This window comes from bacterium endosymbiont of Pedicinus badii, assembly GCF_002075085.1.
Taxonomy (GTDB): Bacteria; Pseudomonadota; Gammaproteobacteria; order Enterobacterales; family Enterobacteriaceae; genus PRUG.
Genome location: NZ_LKAS01000002.1, coordinates 14,341 through 35,181 on the forward strand (window position 1 = coordinate 14,341; position 20,841 = coordinate 35,181).

Annotated in this window: 17 protein-coding genes; 2 read left to right on the forward strand and 15 right to left on the reverse strand. The window is 21.4% G+C overall.

Annotated features, from left to right (window positions below):
- Positions 1-5: 5 nt before the first annotated feature.
- The 12 genes from fabZ to rpsB all read right to left on the reverse strand — a co-directional run bounded on the left by fabZ (position 6) and on the right by rpsB (position 11,610).
- Complete coding sequence (gene fabZ / locus AOQ89_RS01365) at positions 6-449, reverse strand: 3-hydroxyacyl-ACP dehydratase FabZ (protein WP_080872647.1); 444 nt, start codon at positions 447-449, stop codon at positions 6-8.
- 116 nt (positions 450-565) lie between these two features.
- Positions 566-1,567, reverse strand: a complete 1,002-nt coding sequence (gene lpxD, locus AOQ89_RS01370) for a UDP-3-O-(3-hydroxymyristoyl)glucosamine N-acyltransferase (RefSeq protein WP_080872649.1) — start codon at positions 1,565-1,567, stop codon at positions 566-568.
- Positions 1,568-1,572: 5 nt separating this feature from the next.
- Positions 1,573-2,070, reverse strand: a complete 498-nt coding sequence (locus AOQ89_RS01375; RefSeq protein WP_080872651.1) for an OmpH family outer membrane protein — start codon at positions 2,068-2,070, stop codon at positions 1,573-1,575.
- A gap of 13 nt (positions 2,071-2,083) precedes the next feature.
- Positions 2,084-4,507 carry an outer membrane protein assembly factor BamA gene (bamA, locus tag AOQ89_RS01380; RefSeq protein WP_195909758.1) on the reverse strand — a complete coding sequence of 808 codons (2,424 nt, stop codon included), beginning with the start codon at positions 4,505-4,507 and terminating at the stop codon, positions 2,084-2,086.
- A gap of 1 nt (position 4,508) precedes the next feature.
- Entirely contained in the window at positions 4,509-5,867 is a 1,359-nt protein-coding gene (gene rseP, locus AOQ89_RS01385) for an RIP metalloprotease RseP (RefSeq protein ID WP_080872655.1), read from the reverse strand.
- A gap of 21 nt (positions 5,868-5,888) precedes the next feature.
- A complete protein-coding gene (locus AOQ89_RS01390) occupies positions 5,889-6,704 on the reverse strand; it encodes a phosphatidate cytidylyltransferase (RefSeq protein WP_195909759.1) in 816 nt (271 codons plus the stop codon).
- Between the two features lie 4 nt (positions 6,705-6,708).
- The gene (gene uppS, locus AOQ89_RS01395) at positions 6,709-7,440 is read right to left on the reverse strand and encodes a polyprenyl diphosphate synthase (RefSeq protein ID WP_280938074.1); all 732 of its coding nucleotides are present in this window, start codon (positions 7,438-7,440) and stop codon (positions 6,709-6,711) included.
- A 44-nt stretch (positions 7,441-7,484) separates the two neighbouring features.
- The gene (gene ispC / locus AOQ89_RS01400; RefSeq protein WP_080872659.1) at positions 7,485-8,678 is read right to left on the reverse strand and encodes a 1-deoxy-D-xylulose-5-phosphate reductoisomerase; all 1,194 of its coding nucleotides are present in this window, start codon (positions 8,676-8,678) and stop codon (positions 7,485-7,487) included.
- A gap of 11 nt (positions 8,679-8,689) precedes the next feature.
- Entirely contained in the window at positions 8,690-9,244 is a 555-nt protein-coding gene (gene frr, locus AOQ89_RS01405; protein ID WP_080872661.1) for a ribosome recycling factor, read from the reverse strand.
- 17 nt (positions 9,245-9,261) lie between these two features.
- Positions 9,262-9,987, reverse strand: coding sequence for a UMP kinase (gene pyrH / locus AOQ89_RS01410; protein ID WP_080872662.1), 726 nt, complete (start codon positions 9,985-9,987; stop codon positions 9,262-9,264).
- A gap of 76 nt (positions 9,988-10,063) precedes the next feature.
- Entirely contained in the window at positions 10,064-10,870 is an 807-nt protein-coding gene (gene tsf, locus AOQ89_RS01415) for a translation elongation factor Ts (RefSeq protein WP_080872664.1), read from the reverse strand.
- Positions 10,867-11,610: a 30S ribosomal protein S2 gene (gene rpsB / locus AOQ89_RS01420; protein ID WP_080872666.1), complete on the reverse strand. Its 744-nt coding sequence runs from the start codon at positions 11,608-11,610 to the stop codon at positions 10,867-10,869. Before rpsB ends, tsf begins: the two co-directional genes overlap by 4 nt.
- Positions 11,611-11,727: 117 nt before the next feature.
- Between rpsB and map the strand changes: the two genes are divergently transcribed.
- Together map and AOQ89_RS01430 are read left to right on the forward strand one after the other, a co-directional pair.
- Entirely contained in the window at positions 11,728-12,495 is a 768-nt protein-coding gene (map, locus tag AOQ89_RS01425) for a type I methionyl aminopeptidase (protein WP_080872668.1), read from the forward strand.
- Positions 12,495-13,331: a 2,3,4,5-tetrahydropyridine-2,6-dicarboxylate N-succinyltransferase gene (locus tag AOQ89_RS01430; protein WP_080872670.1), complete on the forward strand. Its 837-nt coding sequence runs from the start codon at positions 12,495-12,497 to the stop codon at positions 13,329-13,331. The genes map and AOQ89_RS01430 overlap by 1 nt, the downstream gene beginning before the upstream one ends.
- On the opposite strand, the gene AOQ89_RS01435 is transcribed toward AOQ89_RS01430, so the two are convergent.
- The 3 genes from AOQ89_RS01435 to AOQ89_RS01445 are packed head-to-tail and all read right to left on the reverse strand — an operon-like array spanning position 13,320 to position 20,744.
- Positions 13,320-15,143, reverse strand: coding sequence for a hypothetical protein (locus AOQ89_RS01435; RefSeq protein ID WP_080872672.1), 1,824 nt, complete (start codon positions 15,141-15,143; stop codon positions 13,320-13,322). The two genes, AOQ89_RS01430 and AOQ89_RS01435, sit on opposite strands and share 12 nt — an antisense overlap.
- The gene (gene recB, locus AOQ89_RS01440; protein WP_080872674.1) at positions 15,109-18,552 is read right to left on the reverse strand and encodes an exodeoxyribonuclease V subunit beta; all 3,444 of its coding nucleotides are present in this window, start codon (positions 18,550-18,552) and stop codon (positions 15,109-15,111) included. The genes AOQ89_RS01435 and recB overlap by 35 nt, the downstream gene beginning before the upstream one ends.
- Positions 18,549-20,744, reverse strand: coding sequence for an exodeoxyribonuclease V subunit gamma (locus AOQ89_RS01445; protein ID WP_195909760.1), 2,196 nt, complete (start codon positions 20,742-20,744; stop codon positions 18,549-18,551). Before AOQ89_RS01445 ends, recB begins: the two co-directional genes overlap by 4 nt.
- Positions 20,745-20,841: the final 97 nt, after the last annotated feature.

Consider the following 20,841-nt stretch of genomic DNA (forward strand, 5'->3'; position numbering starts at 1 on the left):
AATCCTTAACGACGAGCACACATCATTAATGCTTCACATACAATTCTATTTTCTATTTTTGCAATTCCTTTAAATCTAGCGATACCTCTTCTTTTTTTTATAAATTCTACTTCCAAGATCATTTGATCACCCGGTTGTACTGGATGTTTAAATCTTGCATAATCTATTGCAGCAAAATAGTATAGCTCTTTATTAGATAGTTTTCCTGAACTTTTAAAAGCTAGTATACCAGTAGCTTGTGCCATAGCTTCAAGTATTAGTACTCCTGGAAAAATAGGTTTTTTTGGAAAATGTCCTTGAAAAAAAGGTTCATTAAAAGTAACATTTTTTATAGCTCGTAAAAATTTGCCTTTTTTAAAATATAAAACTCGATCTATTAATAAAAATGGAAAACGATGAGGTAAAAACTCTAGTATCTCTTCAATATAAAGAGTACAACTATTATTCATTAAAATATTTTCCTATTTAAATAATTTTATTATAAAAATAATATTTTGATTTATTATATAAAGATAAGGATAATAGTGTGAAAGTCTAATAAAAATTTTAAAGTTTATCTTTTTTTTTAAAATTTTTTTGAATTCTTTATTAATTTTTCAAGATTCATAGATAAAATAGTATTTCTTCTCCATCTTTGATTAGTTTGTACTGGTATTCCAGAAGAATATACTCCACTTTTTTTTATAGAACGCATAACCATACCCATTCCTGTGATAGAAACTTTATCACAAATTTCTATATGTCCATTTATAACGCTAGCGCCTCCAATCATACAAAATTTCCCTATTTTTGCTCCTCCACCTATAATTACTCCTCCTGCGATTGCTGTAAAACTTCCTATGTATACGTTATGCGCAATATGACAATGATTATCTATAATGACTCCATTTTCTACAAAAGTACATTCTATTGATCCTCTATCTATTGTTGTATTAGATCCAATTTCTGTATTATTTCCAATATACGTTTTTCCTATTTGAGGAATTTTTATCCATTTTTGATTTTCTTTTATGAATCCAAATCCTTCAGATCCAATAACTGTATTGGACTTTAAATAGCATTTTTCTCCTATAGTAACATTTTCATGTATAACAACATTCGATAGTATTTGAGTTCCTTTTCCTATTTTGGTGTTTTTTCCTATAAAACAGTTTGTTCCTATTGAAACATTTTTTTCTATTAGTACTTTTTCTTCTATACAAGTATATGATCCTATAGAAACATTTTTTGACACTATCGCATTAGGAGAAATTTCTGAAAATTTACTAATAGAGTATTTTTTTTTCTTTTTTTTTAAAGCATTCATTATTTTTATATAAGATAAATAAGGATTTTTTACAATTATTGCTGAAGTTTTACAAAAAGGTAAATCTTCTTTTTTTAGAAGAACAGCAGAAGCATGACAAGAAAGAAGCTTTTTTCTATATTTTTTATTTGATAAAAAAGAAATTTCTCCATTTTTAGCACTTTCTATTGAGTTAAATCTATAAATTTTGATTTTTTTCTTTCCATGTATTTCTGCTTTTAAATAATTTGCTATTTTGTATAATTCAATTGGAAAAAACATATTTGTTATTTAACCTGTTTTAAAACTTCTTCTGTAATATCTTTTGTATTATTTAAATAAATCACACATTCTGAATCGAGAACAACATCATATCCATCTTTTTTTGCAATACTTTTTATAATTTTATTAATTTGTTCTATAATTTTGTCTTTTTCTTCGTTTTGTCTTCTTCTGTTGTCTCTTTCGAATAGCTGAGCTTTATTAGCAAATTGTTCTTTTTGTAAAAATATAGATTTTTCTAGAGCTTTAGATTCGCTTATGCTAAGTTTATTTTTTTCTTTTTTTAATCTATCTATTTTATTTTTTAAATCTTTTTCTATGTTTTGTAATTCTAATGCTCTATCTCTAAATTCTTTTTCTAACTCTTTAATCACTATCATTCTTTGTGAAGAATTTTGAAAAACTTTAGAAAGATTTACCACAGCAATCTTTTCTATTGCTTGAGTTTGAAAATTGTAAAAATAAAACAATATTGTAAAAAAAATAAAAAAAATTTTTTTCATATTTTCTCCTTTTTTACCATGAACTTCCTAAATTAAATTGAAAATTTTCTATTTTATCTTCTGGAAGTTTTTTAATGGGTACAGAATAAGAAAAGTTTAGTAAACCAACCGGAGTAATCCATTTCCATGAAATTCCACTAGAAATTCTGAATATTTCTCTTGTTTGTTGTACAGAAAAAGATTTTCCGTATACATCTTTCATTTTTTTATTCCAATTTGTATCAAGAAGTATTCCTGAATCTAAAAAAATTGAATTTCTAAAGGAATCCTGATTTTTTCTAGAAAAAAAAGGAATAGGAAAAATAAATTCTGTATTAAAAAATAGTATCACGTTTCCTCCTGTTGATCTTTCAGCATCGTATTCTTTTAGACATTCTTCTTGTTTGCAAGAATTTTTATAATAAAAAGACTTAGGACCTATAGAATGAAATTTAAATCCTCTAATTGTATCTGGACCACCATAAAAAAAATTGTCATAAAAAGGTGTTTGCTTTTTTTTTATTTTTCCTAAAAATCCTAAATATAAATGATTCATAAATATCTTATCTTTTTTTCTGTCTATAGGAATATAAAAAAAGTTTTCTAAAATAAACTTATAGTATTTATTTGTAGAAGTAGGTAATGTTACCTTTCCATAAATTTCGTTTTTCATTCCAGAATTTGAAAAATATTCTCTATTCAGACTATTAAAAATCCATCCAATCACGAAAAACTTATCTTGATTTTTTAAATTAATAGGTTCATTCTCTTTTATTTTTTCTAACTTACTTGAATTTTGATTCAAATTTTTAAAATATTGCAAAAAATCTACTTGTACTTTTTGAGCATATACTTGATTTCTTGAAAAATTAATACCTAATTTTATTCTATTTTTTTCTGTTATAGGAAAAGAAATTGCTTTTTCTATTTCAAAATTATTTAAATTATACTCAGAAACTGAATTTTTGTTATAGTAAGATTGAGTATAAGAAAGTTTATTGCTAATTTGATAATTGTCTAGCATAGGAGAGTATCTACTATACAATTCTAGATAAGATTGATGTTGATTTTTAGTGCCTATAAAACTGATGGTATTTCCTGATCCTAGAAAATTTTCTTGTTGTATTCTAAATTGAAAATTTAGTTTACTTTGTGTACCAAATCCTGCTCCTATATTAAAGCTTCCTGTATTTTTTTCTTTTACAACATATATGATATCTACTATATTTGAAGTATAAGAAACATTCTTAATGTATAGTAGTACTTCTTCGAAATAATCTGTTTTAATTAAATTTTCTCTTCCTTTTCTAACTAATTGTATATCCATCCAAGAACCTTCTATTTGGGGAACATTTCTTCTTAGAACAAAATCTCTAGTAGAATAGTTTCCTGAAAATATGATATTTCTTACTTGATATCTTTTTCCTTTATTAATATAAAACTCTAATTCTATAGTTCTATTTGAATGAAAAAAATTGTTTCTTACATTAATCTCTGGATAAGGAAAACCTATTTTTTCTAGATAAGAAATTATTTTTTCTTTTACTTTTTCAATAGATTCTTTTTTATAGAAACTATCTATTTTTATATTATTTATAATTTTTAAAATTTTTTTATCTTCTTTTTCTTTATTTTTTATTACAACTTTAGAAATTTTGTATTTTTCTCCTTCATATATGTTAATGTTTAAAAAAATTCTTTTCCTATTTTTTGCAATTCTATTTTGTATAGAAATGATTTTAAAATTTGCATAACCTTTATTAAAATAGAATTTTTTTAAGTTTTTTATACTTTCTTCTAAAAAAAATTTACTATATTTTATAGTTTTAATTTTTTTCCAAGAAAAAATTTTTGATTTTTGGAAAAAAACTTTTTCTAAAACTTTTTTTTGAAATATTTTATTTCCTGTTATACTAACTTTTGCAATTTTTATTGCATCATTTTCTATAAATTGCACTTGTATTGCAATTGTATTATTTTTCTTAAATTTTTCTTTTATTTCAATATATGAAAAATATTGACCATTTTCATAAAAGAAATTTTCAAAAATTTTTTTTATTTTAAATAATTTACTTCTGTCAAAAAAACTATTTTTTTCGATTCCATTTTCTACAAAAATTTTTTCTATCTGTTCTATTTTGAAATTTTTTCCTACATTAAAATCAATTTTTTCTATTATAGGTCTTTCGTATAATTGAATAATAAGTATTTTATTTTTCTTTAGTACTTTTATATTATTGAAAAATTTAGTTTCATACAAATCAAAAATTATCTTTTGTATTTCTTTTTCTGATACTTCACGATTCAGATATTTTGATATTTTTTTTCTAATAAATTTATTTGATACTCTTTGCAATCCCTCTATTTTTAAATTTTCGAAAAAAAAAGTTTTTTCTTCTGCTTGCGAAGAAAAATACAAAAGTAAAAACACGAAAAATAATTTTTTTATAAAATTCATTTTATTTAAATTTTTTAATATCATTAAATATAGAGAAAATTGTTAAAAAAATTAAAAAGAAAATGCTAATTTGAAAAACTAAATTTTTTATTTTATCAGGAATGTTTTTACGAAAAATTGCTTCTATCAATAAAATTGTAAATTGACCTCCATCTAAAACAGGTATAGGAAGTAAATTAACAATACCTAAATTAATACTAATTATAGATAAAAAAAATAAATAGTAAACAAAACCACTACGAATAAAATATTCAGAATGTTTTGCAATTAGTATAGGTCCAGAAAAATTCTTCATATTTTCTTTATTGTACAAAATAGATACTAAATTTTTAATAATTGATTTTGCAGTACTAATAGTTCTATGAAAAGCATGAAAATAAGAATCTCTAAAATTAAATGCTTTTACTATACTGTTCTGATACATAAAATGACATTCTTTTTCAGATAGAATTCCTAAAATATTTCTAAACATTTTTTCTTCTGATAAATTAAAGTTTTTTATTTCATTTGAAAAAAAAGTAATAGGAATTTTTTTTCCTTTTCTGATAACTGTTAGAAAAATTTTTTCTTCTTTATTATTTTTTAAATAGTGAAAAAATTCTTTCCAAGAATTTATATTTTTTATGCCAAATTTTTCTATTCTGTCTCCTAATTGAATTTTTTGAGAAAATGCATGCTTATTTTCTAAATTAAATACTATCGGTACTGAATTTTCTGATTGCACTGGAATTATTCCTAAAGCATTTATTAAATCTTTTTTTAGTAAAAAATTTTTTAAATCTAAGTATTTTTTATGAAATTGATTTTCTTGATCTACTAAAAGTACTTCTATTTTTCTTCCTATATTTTTTTTAATTTGTAAAACTACTTTATTCCAATTTGGGGTATTAATTTTATTTACTGAATAGAATCTCATTCCATAATAAATTTGATTTTTTTCTGCAAAAGAATTTTTTATTGTTTTACCTATAATTGGATAATATTTTTCAGAAGGAATACCAATAAAAAAAATAATCCAATAGCAAAAAAAAGCAAATAATAAATTGAAAATTGGTCCAGACAAAATAATTATACTTTTTTGAAAAAAATTTACTTTTTTAAAAATTCTTTCATCTAGATCATCTTTATTTGTTTTTTTTTCTTGCATCTTTACATATCCGCCGATAGGTATGCAAGACAAACAATACTGAGTTCCTTTTTTATCAGAAAAGCTGAATACACTTTTTCCAAATCCAATAGAAAATTTTTCTACTCTAACATTCATCATTCTTGCACAAAAAAAATGTCCAAATTCATGAATAAATACTAATATTCCTAAAGAAAAAATAAAAATTAAAGAACTAAAAAGAAAATTTATCATATATTTTGTACATATTAAAATCTAAAAATACATAAAGTTAATTACTATAGGAAAGGTGCATAAAATACTATCTATTCTATCTAAAACTCCTCCATGTCCTGGAAAAATACTACCTGAATTTTTAACTTTTTTAATTCTTTTTATTTTACTGATAAAAATATCACCAAAAAATGAGACTATTAAAATTAAAAAAACAGAAATAAAACTTTTTCTTTCATGAGAAAATACTACTATTTTTTTTAGTACTAAATTAACTATTTCTGTTAAAAAAATACCTCCCAATAATCCTTCATAAGTTTTGTTAGGAGATACATTTGGACATATTCTTATTTTTCCTAATAAGCTTCCTACTATATATGAAAAAGTGTCCATACACCAAATAATAGTTAGCATATAGATAAAAAATATTTTGTATTCTTTGTATTCAAATGCAAAATTAGTTATAGAATAAAAAAAATTAATAATTATTAAAATTCCTAAAAGAATTTTTAGATTTTTTTTTTCAAAAATTTTTAAAAATTTCTTAATTTTTGATACGAAAAGCATAGAGATAGTAAATAAAAAAGAATTTAAAATAAAGAAGTATTTTTTATTTAAAGAATAAAAAAAAGGATATTTATATAAAATTATAAAAACAATTATTAAAAAAAATAAATAAAATAAAAAAAAAGGCATAATTTTTTCTTTTTCTTTACTACATAATTTTATCCATTCAAACATACCAATTGAACAAATTAGGCTTATAAAAAAAGAAAAAAGAACACTATCTGCATAAATTATAATAGATAAAGTAGCGAAAATACCAAAAATAGATGTAATAGTTCTTTTTATAAACAAATTTTTATTCCTCAAATTTTTTAGATACAATTCCACCAAATTTTCTTTTTCTTTTAGAAAAAGATAGAATTGCTTGTTCAAAAATTTTCTTATCAAAATCAGGCCATAGAACTTTAGTAAAAAAAAGTTCAGAGTAGGCAATTTGCCAAAGTAAAAAATTACTTATTCTATATTCTCCTCCGGTTCTAATCACTAAATCCACTGGAAAGAATTCGTTTATACAAATAAATTTACAAAAAATTTTTTCGTTTATTTCTTTCGGTTCTAGATGTCCTAATTTTACTAAATGAGCTATTTTTACAGCTGATTGTATAATATCCCATCTTCCTCCATAATTAATTGCTATATTTAAAATTAATTTTTTATTTTTTTTTGTAATTTTTTCAGTTTTTTTTATATATTTTTTCAAATTTTTACAAAATACTTTTGTATTTCCTATAAAGTTTATCCTAATTTTTTTCTTTTTCAAAATTTTAACTTTTTTTTTTAAAATATACACAAATAAATTCATTAAGTCAGAAACTTCTTTTTTTGGCCTTTTCCAATTTTCACTACTAAAAGCATATAAAGTTAGAACTTTAATTTTATTAATAGAAAAATTTATAGCTCTAAACATCGCTTTTATTCCTTCTTTATGCCCTTCTATTCTTACTTTCCCTTTTTTTTTTGCCCATCTTCCATTGCCATCCATTATAATAGCAACATGTCTAATATTTGTATTTTCTATATTATTCAAATTTTTTAAATTTCATTCAGTTTCTATTTGTAAAATAAATAATATTATACCGTAATACATTTTATTTTTTTGTAAGCTATATTTCTAGATAATTTATCTATTTGAATAGATTCTTCTATACTAGATGGATTTTTGTAACTCAAATTTTCTAAAACATATTTATTAACACGAAAAATATCAGTAAAATTTATTTCTTTTCTAAGAAAAGATTGTACTGAAATTTCATTAGCAGCATTTAAAGCAATTATTGCGGTTTGTCCAGATTTGCTAGCTTCTATAGATAATTTAAAACAAGGATATTTTTTAAAAGAAACTTTACTAAAATGCAATTTTTTGATTTTAGTAAAATTTAATTCAGTATTTGGAACATAAATTCTTTTAGGATAGCTAAGCGCATACGTAATAGGAATTTCCATATCTGGAATACCTAATTGAGCCAAAATACTTCCATCTATATACTGAACCATAGAATGCACAATAGATTCTGGATGTATTAGAACTTCTAACTCTTTATCATTTGCATTAAAAAGTAATTTTGCTTCTATATACTCTAATCCTTTATTCATCATAGTAGCAGAATCTACAGAAATTTTTTTTCCCATTTTCCAATTAGGATGCGTACAAGCATATTCTGGAGTTATGTATTTCAAAAATTTACTTTTTATATTCATACAAGGACCACCAGATGCAGTAAGAATAATTTTAGAAATTCCGTATTTTTTCAAATGAATAAAACCTAGTTTTTTTCTTGCTTTTTCAGGAATGCTTTGAAAAATTGCACTATGTTCACTATCAATAGGAAGAATTTTCGCTTTGTATTTTTTGATTTTTTTAAAAAATAGTTTTCCACAAAATATCAAAATTTCTTTATTTGCTAATAGTAGTATTCTACCGGATTTTATAGCACTTAAAGTCGGTAATAATCCAGATATTCCAGAAATTGCAGAAATAATAATATCACTTTTTTTATTAGCAACTAGGCAACAAGCGGATTTGATTCCTGAAAAAACTACGGTATAGTCAGAATTTAGGTTTTTTTTTAGTATTTTTGCAGCATTTTCGTTTACCATACATGCATATTTAGGATGAAAGAATTCACACTGTTTTTGCATTAAAGAAAAATTTTCGTTAGCAATTAAAGCATAAACTTCAAAAATTTTTTTATTTTTTTTAATAATAGATAGGCATTTTTTTCCTATTTCTCCTGTACTACCTAATATAGTAATTTTTTTTTTCATAAAAAGTTAAACTATTTCATTAGTTCTTTTTCTTTATTTTTTTGTTCTTTTTGTAATTTTATAGTGTAAAAATCAGTTATTTTTTGAATATTTTTTTGTTCTCTCTTTTCTTCATCTATACTAATTTCTTTATTTTTGAGTTGCTTTTTTATTTTTTCTTTAGCTATTCTTCTAGTATTTCTAATAGAAATTTTTATTTCTTCAAAAATTTTTTTTACTTTTTTGATAGATTGTACTCTCCTTTCTTCAGAAATAGGAGGAGCGTATATTTTAATAATATTTTCATGTATAGATAAATTTACTCCAAAATTTTCTGCAATGATACAGTTCTTTATATTTTGAATGGTATTTTTATCAAAAACAGTAATTACAATAGTATTTTCATTTTCGTTAACTATACTAGATATTTTTCCTAATTCTATTTTTTTATCGTAATAGTGAACCAAAATTTTCTGAAATAAATTCGGTTTGATTCTTCTAGAATGAATAAGAGAAATTTTTTCTATAAAAGCATCTATACATTTTTGCATTTCTTTTTTTATATTCCAAAAACTATTTTTATTCATATTTTTAATATTTCATTTTATTTAGTTATTAAAGTACCTTCTTTTCCGCCTAAAATAATTTTTTTTAAAGCACCTAATTTATCAATATTGAAAATTCTAATCGGTAAATTATGTTCTTTAGCTATTGTAAATGCCGTTAAATCCATAACTTTTAGTTTTTTTCTTAAAATATCTTCGTAACTAATTTTCTCATAAAAAAATGCTTTAGGTTCTTTTCCAGGATCTTTAGAATAAACTCCATTTACTTTAGTAGCCTTAAGTATGATATTTGCTTTAATTTCTATTCCTCTTATACAAGCTGCCGAATCAGTAGAAAAAAAAGGAATTCCTATTCCAGATGCAAAGATAACAATATAGTTATTACAAAGCAAACTAATAGCTTTCATATAGCTATACGATTCACAAAAATTACTTATTGGAATAGGAGACATTAAACAAACATTAGAGTGTATTTTTCTTAAAGCATCAGTAACTACTAATCCATTGATAATAGTGGAAAGCATTCCTATTTGATCAGCTATAATTTTATTAATTCCTATTTTTTTTAAATAGTATCCTCTAAATAAATTCCCTCCACCTACTACTAGTCCAACTTGTACCCCCATTGATATCAATTCCTTAATTTCTACTGCTATTCTATTTAAGATAAAAAAATCAATTCCTAATTTTTTTTTTCCTTGTAAATATTCTCCACTTAATTTCAATAGAATTCTTTTATAAATTGGTTGCATTAAATTTTTCATTTTTTTTCCTAAAAAATTCTATAAAAAAAAGAATCTAAAAATCAATTGAGAAATTCAGATTATAAAAAAAATTTACCTAAGTATACTCTCCTAATTCAAATCTTATAAATTCATAAATTTTTTTCTTTTTTTCTTCTAAAATATCTCCTACTGTTTTATTTGTATTCATTATAAATGGTTGTTTCATAAGAGATATAGAATAAGAAAATTTTTTTACTTTTCCTTCTACAATTTTTTTAGTTATTTTTTGATTTTTCCTAAGTTTTTTTGCTATTTTTTTCTGTATGTGGGTTTCTTTTTTTAAAACTTCTTTGGGAATTGCAAAAGTGTCTAAGTATTTTGGTTTAGAAGCAGCTATATGCATAGCAATTTCTTTAGAAAAACGAGTATCTTCTATATCGGAAGATAGTATTACTCCAATTCTTTTATTATGCAAATATGTGGATATATAATTTCCTTTTAAAATACTAATTCTCCTAATATTTATATTTTCTGATAATTGGAAAATTAGTTTTCTTCTTTCTTCTTCAAAAATTTCTCTTATTTTTTTTTCTTTGTACAATCTATTTTTTATTATAAAATTTACGATTTTTTTGCTAAAAATTAAGAAATTTTTTTCACGAGATGCAAAATCTGTTTCACAATTAATTTCTAGTATAGTTCCAAAATCTTTACTTTCAGATATTTTTGTTAGAATAACTCCTTCTTTAGTGGGTCTAATAAATTTTTTTTCTGCTTGTAAAAAACCAGAATTTCTTAAAATTTCTACAGCTTTTTCTATGTTATAATCTGCTTGTTCTAAAGCATTTTTGCATTTTACTATTCCAACATCAGTTCTATTTCTTAACTCTAAAATTTTTTTCTTATAAAATCTATTTTTCATATCTCATTCCCTAATTTTCTTTTTTCTACATAAACAACATCTTCTTCTCTATCAAATTTTTGATTTTCTTTTCTACATAAAGATTGTTTAATAAGAAGTAAATAAAATGATATTGCTCTAATTGCATCATCATTTCCTGGTATTGCGAAATCAACTATAGTTGGATCTGAATTTGTATCAACTATAGCAAATATAGGAATTCCTAAACTGTTTGCTTCTTGTACTGCAATTTTTTCTTGTTTTATGTCAATTATAAACAAAGCATCCGGAATTCCTTTCATATTTTTTATACCTCCCAAGCTATTTTCTAACTTATTTAATTTTTTTTTTCTTATCAAAACTTCTTTCTTGGTAAGTTTTTTAAATGTACCGTCTTTTGATTGTTTTTCCAAATCTTTTAATTTTTTAATAGATTGTCTAACAGTTCTCCAATTCGTAAGCATTCCTCCTAACCATCTATAATTTACGAAAAATTGGTTGCAGGAAATAGCAGTTTCCGATATTAGAGAATTTACGGATTTTTTTGTACAAACAAAAAGAATTTTACCTTTTTTATTAGCAATTTTTTTTAAATTCAAAATAGCAAATTTTATTGCAGATATAGTTTTTTCTAAATTAATAATATGAATTTTATTTTTTTTCCCTAAAATAAAAGGCTTCATTTTTGGATTCCAATTTTTTGTTTGATGTCCAAAGTGTATTCCTGCTTTTAGCATTTTTTTAATTGAGATAGTTTCCATAAATTCTAGTTTTATGTTTGCTTTATTAGAGTATATATCATAAACTAATTTTTTACTTTACTGAATAATTTAATTTTTTTATACTAAAATAAAATACGTAAAAATATTTTAAACAGAATGTCTTACATAAAAAGTGAGTATGAAATTGAAAAGATTAGAAAATCTTGCAAAATAGCTGCAGAAATCTTAGAAGCAATATCTCCATATATTAAAGTTGGAATTACAACAGAAGAAATAGATACAATTTGTAAAGCACAAATGCAATTAAGAAAAGCTAATTCAGCTTGTTTAGGATACCATGGTTTTCCAAAATCAGTTTGTGTTTCAAAAAATAATATTGTTTGTCATGGTATACCTAGCAAAAATGAAATTCTTCAAGATGGTGATATAGTGAATGTAGATGTATCTGTAGAAAAAGATGGGTATTATGGAGATACATCAAAAATGTTTTTAATAGGAAATGTAAAAGATTCTTATAAAAAACTATGTCAAGTAACAAAAAAATGTTTGTATTCCTCTATTAAGATAATAAAACCAGGTGTTCAATTAAATCAAATAGGAAAATGCATACAAGGAATTGCAGAAAAAAATGGATTTTCTGTAGTTAAAGAATACTGTGGGCATGGAATAGGTAAAAAATTACATGAAAAACCACAAGTACTACATTATTATACAAAAAAAAATCAATCGGTTTTGAAAAATGGTATGATTTTTACAATAGAACCTATGATTAATTTTGGAAAAAGATTTGTATACTTGGAAAAGGATAATTGGACTGTAAAAACAAAAGATAGTAGTTTTTCTGCACAATACGAACATACCGTTTTAGTAACAAAAAAAAATTTTGAAATACTAACGAAAAGAAAAGAAGAAGAATTTTTGTAATGGAAACAAAAAAGATAGAAAAATATAAAAATATTAGAAAAGATATAGAAATCATATTCAAAAATAGAAAAAAAAATTTTTTTTCTAAAAAAGATTGTAATACTATAAATAAAGTTATTAACTTACTAGATGAAGGAAAAATTCGAGTTGCAGAAAAAATAAACAATTATTGGATTTGTAACGATTGGATAAAAAAAGCAATACTACTATTTTTTTTAGCTACAAAAAGTAAAAAAATAGAAATTAAAAATGTAAACAATTTTTTTGATAAGATTCCTTGCAAATTTTTAAAATGGAAGGAAAAAAATTTTTTAAAAAAAAATATTCGTTCTGTTCCTTTTTGTTACATAAGAAAAGGGGCATATATAGAAAATAATGTAGTTATTATGCCTTCCTTTATAAACATAGGAGCTTTTATTGGAAAAGGAAGCATGATAGATACTTGGAGTACAATTGGTTCTTGTGCTCAAATAGGAAAAAATGTACACATATCTGGAGGAGTTGGAATTGGAGGTGTTTTGGAACCTATACAAGAAAATCCTACAATAATAGAAGATAATTGTTTTATAGGTGCTAGATCAGAAATTGCAGAGGGTGTTCTCATAAAGAAAAATTGTGTTATTTCTATGGGAACGTTTATTGGAAAAAGCACAAAAATATTTGATAGAAAAACAGAAAAAATGTACCAAGGTTATGTTCCTAAAAATTCAGTTGTTGTTCCAGGAACAATTCTATCAAAAACTAAAAATTGTCAATTGTATTCTGCTATTATTGTAAAAAAAGTAGATGTAAAAACAAGAAAAAAAGTAAAAATAAATTTTGACTTAAGAAGATAAAATTTCAATTTTTTTAGATAATCCAGTTTCTCTATATTGTTTGTTGTTAATGAGAAATTGTAAATTTTTTTTTGAAGACCAGAAAAGAATTTTATCGTTTGTTATATCTATAGCTTTATCAAGTAATTCCTTTGTGAAACGAAAGTTCTTTATAGGAAAAAGTATGACTATGCTTTCAAAATGTAAATTTTTTGCTTCTTGTATAGTTAAAGAAAAAGCTTTTTCGTGTTTAGGTAGTACTGTACAATCTGTTAAAAAAATAAATTTTTTTTTAGTAATAAGGTATATTTTTTCTTTTTTTTGTATTAAGAATGTAATTTTATTTTTTTTAAGATTTAATTTTTTGCTATCTTCTTTAAGAATAATTGGAATAACTAAAAATTTTTCTGTATTTATCGGAATCATTTTTTTTATTCCATTTTCTACTAATTTATTGATTAGTGTGCTACCTAAAAAACCATTTTTTTTTTCACATAAAATACAAAAATTTTTCTTTAAAAAAATAATTTTTTCTATTTTTTTTTCTTTTATAAAAAAATTTTTTTTGTATTCTGAACAAATATTTTCAATGATACGAATAAATTGATTTATTTTAATTTCTTTTCTACTAATAGAAATGGTATTTTTCTTTTTAGAAAATATAATTTTAGTTAATTTATTAGAATTTTTTTTCGGTATAGAACTTATAATTTTACTAATGTCATAAGTTTTCTTTTTTCGTTCGATTGCATATATACAATCAGAAATACAGTATTTTTTATTAAATTTTTTTTGATTTTTTTTAAAACAAGGAAGAAAATTTCTTATTTGTTCTACTTGTTTTTTAGAATATCCGAATTTGTAAAAATGAAAAATATCATAAAATATTTTTCCACTTTTTAGAGAAAAAACTTCTTTTTGACTGCCAAAAATTAAAATTTTAGTTTTTTTTCTAATACATTTAATAATTTTTTCAAATGTAAAAATATCAACTATAGAAAAATTATCAATTACAAGAATATTTGTACGAAAAAAAATTTTTTTTATTTTTTTAAATTTAAAATTTACAAGTTGTTGTGTAGAAAAAAAATTATTGAAAAAAAATTCTTTTTTTTTAAATACTTTATTTTTTAAAAAATTTTTAACTTTTCTTAATAAAATTTGCTCTTCAGAAAAAATAGATACTAAAAATTTTTTTTTGTATTTTATTTTTTGTAAAATTTTTAAAAATTTTTGAAGTATTTGTATTTTCTCATACAAATATCGTGTAGAAATAAAAGAAATTCTTTTATTTATAGATACGTAAACAGCAATTTTTTCCCAATTAGAAAAAATTTTTTTATAAAATATACTATTTATTAAATCAATAGATTTTTTTTCAGAAACAAAATTTTCTTTTGATTTTTTAATAATAAAAATTGCAATTTTTTTTTCTATTTCCCATATCTTATATATATATATTCGATTTTCTTCCAAAATTATTGGAGAAAGTTTTTTTTTTTTAAAAAATTTTTCTTTTAAAATTTCTCTTTTCCATTCTGAAGAAGAATTTTTTCCAAACATTTTCCAAATTTTATAAAAAAATTTTTTTTTTAAAAAAAATTTTGAAATTTTTTTAAAACATAAAAATTCTATAGAAATACAAGAAAATCCTATCCTAGTAAAAAAATTAAGCACTACAAGTAGTAAAATAATAGAATAAGATTGAATTCGAAATTTTTCTGCAAAAAACATTCCAAAATATACATCTATAGGATGAAACACTTTTTTTCTTATTGATTTTAAAAAAATATTTTTTTTATTTTCTTCCATATAGTAGGTTATTGATTTCATTAATTAGTTTTTCTTTAGGTTTTTTAAAGTAAAGAGCATAGCTTTTTTTATTATTTCTGATTCCTCTAATAAACAAATAGAATACTCCTCCAAAATTTTTTTTATAACTGTATTTAATTAATTTATTTTTCAAAAATCTATGAATAGCTATAGTGTATATATAGCACTGAAGATCGTATCTATGTAGTGTAATTTCTTTTTGTATATTCTTTTTGTTGTAATAAGAAAAATTTTTTCCCAACCAATTAGATTTGTAATCTAATATATAGTATTTTTTTTTCCAAAAAAATAGTAAATCTATAAATCCTTTAATGATTCCATATAAATAAAAATCTTTAGAATAATTTTTAAAAAGGAAAAAATTTTTGTTATGTTTTTCTATGATTTTTTCAAATTTTGAAAACTTTATTTTCGAATGTATAGAAACACAAAATTCAAATTCATTTTGTAAATTTTCTTTTTTTATAGAATTTAAAGTTAAATCTTTATATTTTAAAGGAAAAATTTGTATTTTTTGCATCCAATTTTTTAGCATAGGTAACCATTTCATAGAAAAATGAGCATTTTTTATTTCTCTTTCTATTAAAGTTTCTTCAATAGGAGAAGAAAAATCTATTTTTTCCAACAACGTATGCAAAAAAACACCTGATTCCCTACCTAGTGGAAAAGTATGCTGTGAAAAAGTTTTTTTGTTTTCTTTTAAAATATTTTTTTTTTTCTCTACTAATTTGTCTTTTTTTATATCTTTTAATATACTACTATAACTATTTATCCTCCAATAATTTTCTTTTAAATTAAAAAAATTTCTCACAATTGTTCTTTTTTTTTTCAACAATGAATTTTCCTTATATAATTTTTTTTCTTTAAAAAAAAAAGAAACATTTTTATGGAAATATTTATGTAATTTTAAAATATTTTGATAAATCTTCTCTTTCTGATTATATTTTATATTTTTCTTTTCTGTATTTTTTTTATTTCCTTTCAGTATTCCTATACTACAGTGGTATATTGCTCTAGTTATTGCTACATAAAATAAACGTATCTCTTCCGAAATTTTTTCTTTCTTAAAAAATTTGAAAGATTCTACTTGATTCAAAAATCTAATAAATTTTTTATAAGATTCTTTACTTTCAAAAAAGTTGCTTTCTTTTTGTGCTAAATTTATAGCAAAAGGAACTAAAACTATTGGAAATTCTAATCCTTTAGATTTATGTATTGTAAGTATTCTAATAGTTCCATTCTCTTTTTGTGGTCTAATGCTGTATTCTTCCAAAAATTCTGGGTTTTGTATTTTTTTTTTTAAAAATACTAATAAAGAATAAAAATTTTTTATTTTTTGAAATTTTCTTTCTAATATTTCTCCTATATGTAGAATATTAGTAATTTTTCTACAAATATTTTCATTTTTTAAACATTTTTTTTGAAAATGTTTGGAAAAAATTATTTTTTTTAAAAGTGCTAAAATACCAAATTTTTTCCAAATTTTTTTGTATTTAGAAAATTTATTAAATATTTTTTCTTTATATTTTTTATGTAAATTAAATCTATTTATTTGGTATGCAGAAAAATTAAATATTTCTGAACACATTGCTTTTTTAATAAAAAATTCACTTTTTTTTGAAAAAACTATTGTTTGTAATATGGAAAGAATTTCTTTTGCTTCTTGTGTATGAAAAACATTTTTTTTTATGGAAGTATAAGTATGAAAGATACCAAATTTATTTAATGAATTAGATACAATTTCAGCTTCAAAATAATTTTTTACTAAAATCACTATGTCAGAAATTTTCAATCTAGTATTTTTACCTTTTTTATGTAAATATGCTTTTTTATTTTTTATTGCATTAATCCAATATTTTAACAATTTTGCACAATTTTCTGATATTTTTTCTCTTGTTTTTTGTAAAGAAAAATTTTTTTTTTGAATGGTCCAAACGTACATATCAGGTTGTTTTTTTTCTTTGATAAAAAGATGCATATTTTTGTTATTTTCAAGAAAATTTATTTTTTTGAAAAAAATATTGTGAAATACAAAAGGAGAATGAATTTTACGAAATAAAAAATTAGTAATTTTTATCAAAGATTTTGAGGTTCTCCAATTAACATCTAAGGTATAACAAAATTTTGTTTCAGATTTTGCTTTTAAATAGGTTAAAATGTTTGCTCCTCTAAAAGAATAAATAGATTGTTTTGGATCTCCTATAAATACTAAAGAATTTTTAGAGTTTTGATAAATCTTTTTAAAAATTTGGTACTGTTTTATGCTTGTATCTTGAAATTCGTCTATCATTGCTATTGGATAAAGATTTTTAATTTTATCTATTAATTGTTTGCTGTTTTTTTTATATATACTATTTTTTAAAATAGAAATTAAATCATCGTATCCAATAGAATTTTGATGTTTTTTTTCTTTTTTTATTATTTTTTTAATTTTTTCTATACAAAAAGTAAATAAATAATCTTTAAATGAAATAGTATTTTGAAACATTTTATATAAATTTTTAAATAAATCTGAATTTTTTTCTAAAATTTTAAATTCTTTACTTGTAAAAAAAGAATTTATGTACTTAGGAAGAGAAACTTCCTCATTTTCATACTGATAAATCCATTTTTCAATTTTTTTAAAAATTATATTTATTTGTATCAATTTTTTGTATTTTATTTTTTTTGCAAAAAAAATTTTTTTTATTTTTAAAAATTTTTTTCTAAAAAATAATTTAAATTCTTGATTTTTTTTTATAGAATACGAATATATTTGAATAACATCATTATTTTTTATTTTTCTAGATTGTATTTGAAAATAGTTTTCATACAAAAAAGGATTAACTTTTTTTAGTAAATTATCTGGATTTTTCCAATAAGAACGTATAATAAAAGTAATGTCTTTTGGAAGAAAAGAAAAATATTTTTTCCAAAAATAAATACAGGAATTGTATTTAATTTTTTGTTCATTTTCTAAAAAATTGTATTTAAATAGTATTCCAGTATCAAGAATACTATAATTCAGTATTCTCCAACAAAAACTATGAATAGTATATATAGAAGACTCATGCATATCGTACATAGCTTTTTTTAAATACTCTGTTGCAGTATCTCTATCTGTAATTTGCATGAGAAATTCTTTCATAATTGTATCTTGACTAAAATTATTTTTACAGGCAAAATACAAGTTTTTTATATTCTTTTTTATTCTATTTTTTAATTCTAAAACTGCAAATTCTGTAAAAGTAACTACCAGAATTTCTTTCACTTTCATTGGTGGCAATGAGTTACTTTTACATAGATTTCCTAGAATGAGTCTTAAATATATAGTAGATATTGTATAGGTTTTTCCTGTTCCTGCAGAAGCTTCTATTAAACTAGAGTTTGGAAAATCAAATTTAAATAATTTAAATATTTTTGAATTCATATTTTATCCAGGTTTTTTATATAGCTATGTAAAAAAATAGGAAAAAAAACTTTTTTAGTACATAATATAACTTTTTTTAAATTTTTTTTGTTAAATTGAAAAATAACTTTTTTTGTATATAGATTTTTGGACTCTCCTAATAAAAAATAATTTCCTTTCCATATTTTCTTAATACTATTATAAGAATCTCTTTTATTACGAAAAGAAGAATGGAGTCTTTTATTTTTAAAGTCGAATCTTTTTCTCCACCATTCACCTCCTATTTTATAAATTAGATGACCTGGATTTTTTATTCTAGTATGATATTCAATGATTAAATTTTTTAGTAATTTTTTAGACTGATTTTTAGAAAGATTTGAAAATATCCAAATTTTATCTATTCCAAATATTCTACTTTTTCCTTTACCTCCTATATAACAATAAATTAAATGATTTATCCAAAAAAGTACTAGTTTTTTTATTTTAATATTTTCAGGAATGAAACGAAAAATTCCGAATTTTTTCGAGAATTTTATACCTCCTAAAATTGTTTTCTTTGCTATTTCTATTCTGTAATTATGGTACTTTTGCATTTTAAAAAATTTTAAGTATTTTTTTATTTTTTGAAAGAATTTTTTTATTTCATTGACATGAGAATTCCAAATTATTAGACTAAAATTATTGTTTGGGAAGATACCTAAATATTGTAATTCGAATAGTATATTTTTTATATTTCTTCTTTTTATGAAAAAATATAGAATTTTTTTTCTTATTTTGTACAAAATACTTTTATTAGATAAAAAAGAATCTTCTTTTTTGAAAATTTCTTTTTTTTCATATAAATATGTTTTTAGTGTATTTTTAAACCAAAATTTTATAGGATCTTTATAAAAATCTTTTATTTTATCAATTTCTATAATTTTTTCTTCTTTTTTATAAATGTTTGCAAGAAAATGATACTTCTTTTTTTTAAAATTAAAAAATTTATTCCATTCTTTAGAAAATATTTCTATTTTTTTGTTTTTAAATAAAAAATTTTTAGAAAATACATTTTCTTTATAAAAATAAAAAAGTTTTTTTTTAATACTAGCATCTTTTACTAAATTGTTATTTTTATTATTTTCACTAGAAAAATAAAAATTTTGTTTTATATAATCTACTAATTCATCTATAAATATAGAGTGTGATCTTTTATTTTGAAATTTCTTATTTTCAATATAGCTAATAAACAACTTTTCTTTTGCAGAGATTAAATAATCTAAAAATAAATTTTTATATTCCTCATTAGTATTTCTGTCTCCTGATCTTTTTGTTTCATTGATAAGATCGNCGAAAGAAATAGGAACTTCTTTTTTCGGATACTCTTCATTCATACCTAATAAATATACAACTTTAAAAGAAATAGATCTCATTGCAATAAAGGAACAAAAATTAATTGCAGAAAAATCAAACTTTTGTTCTATTTTTTTTTTATGTATCTCAAGTAAGTATTCTTCTTTTAGAATTTCTAAAGAAATTTTTTTTTCGTACTTTGATTTTTTTATATCCTCCAGTATACTATTCCAACATTTTTGTAAAAGAAAAAATTCTTTTTGACTATTTTTGTTATCTATGTAAAAAAAATCTATAGATATTTTCTTTACAAAATTTTTCCAAAATACTATATTTTTTGCAGAATTAGTTACTTTTTTCCAAAATATAATTTTTTCTAAAAAATGAATAAAGTTCCCTATTAGAATTTGTTTTTTTTGTATTTTATAATAAAAAGTATTATTCCAAATTCTTTTTTTTCCAAAACAGTATTCCATAAAAAATCTTTCTTTTTTAATTTTACAATAATTTAAATACTCTTTAAAATAACTTTTTCTATTCCATTTATTATGTTTTTTTGTTTCTATTTCAGATACTAAAAAATATTTTTTTAAAAAAAATATATCTTTAATCTGTATTTTAAATTTTTTTCTTACTATTTTGTATTCTAATAAAGAAAAAACTTTATCTAAAGATAAATAGCTGCTATTAAATTCTAGAAATTTTAAAAAAACTAAAAATATTAACTTAGAGTGTTTTTTTTTTATTTTTGAAATGCAAAAAGATATGTTTGTATCTCTATTAAAATTTAAAAATACAAATTGAATAAAAGGTTTGTACTTTTCTATATCCTTTACTACTACCAAAATATCCTTTGGAAAAATTTTTTTTTTGCACATCATATTTAGTATATTATTTTTTAGTACTTCTACTTCCGTTAGAATATTACAACAAGAGAATATTGATATGGAAAAATCGTTTTTTTTAATTTTTCTTATG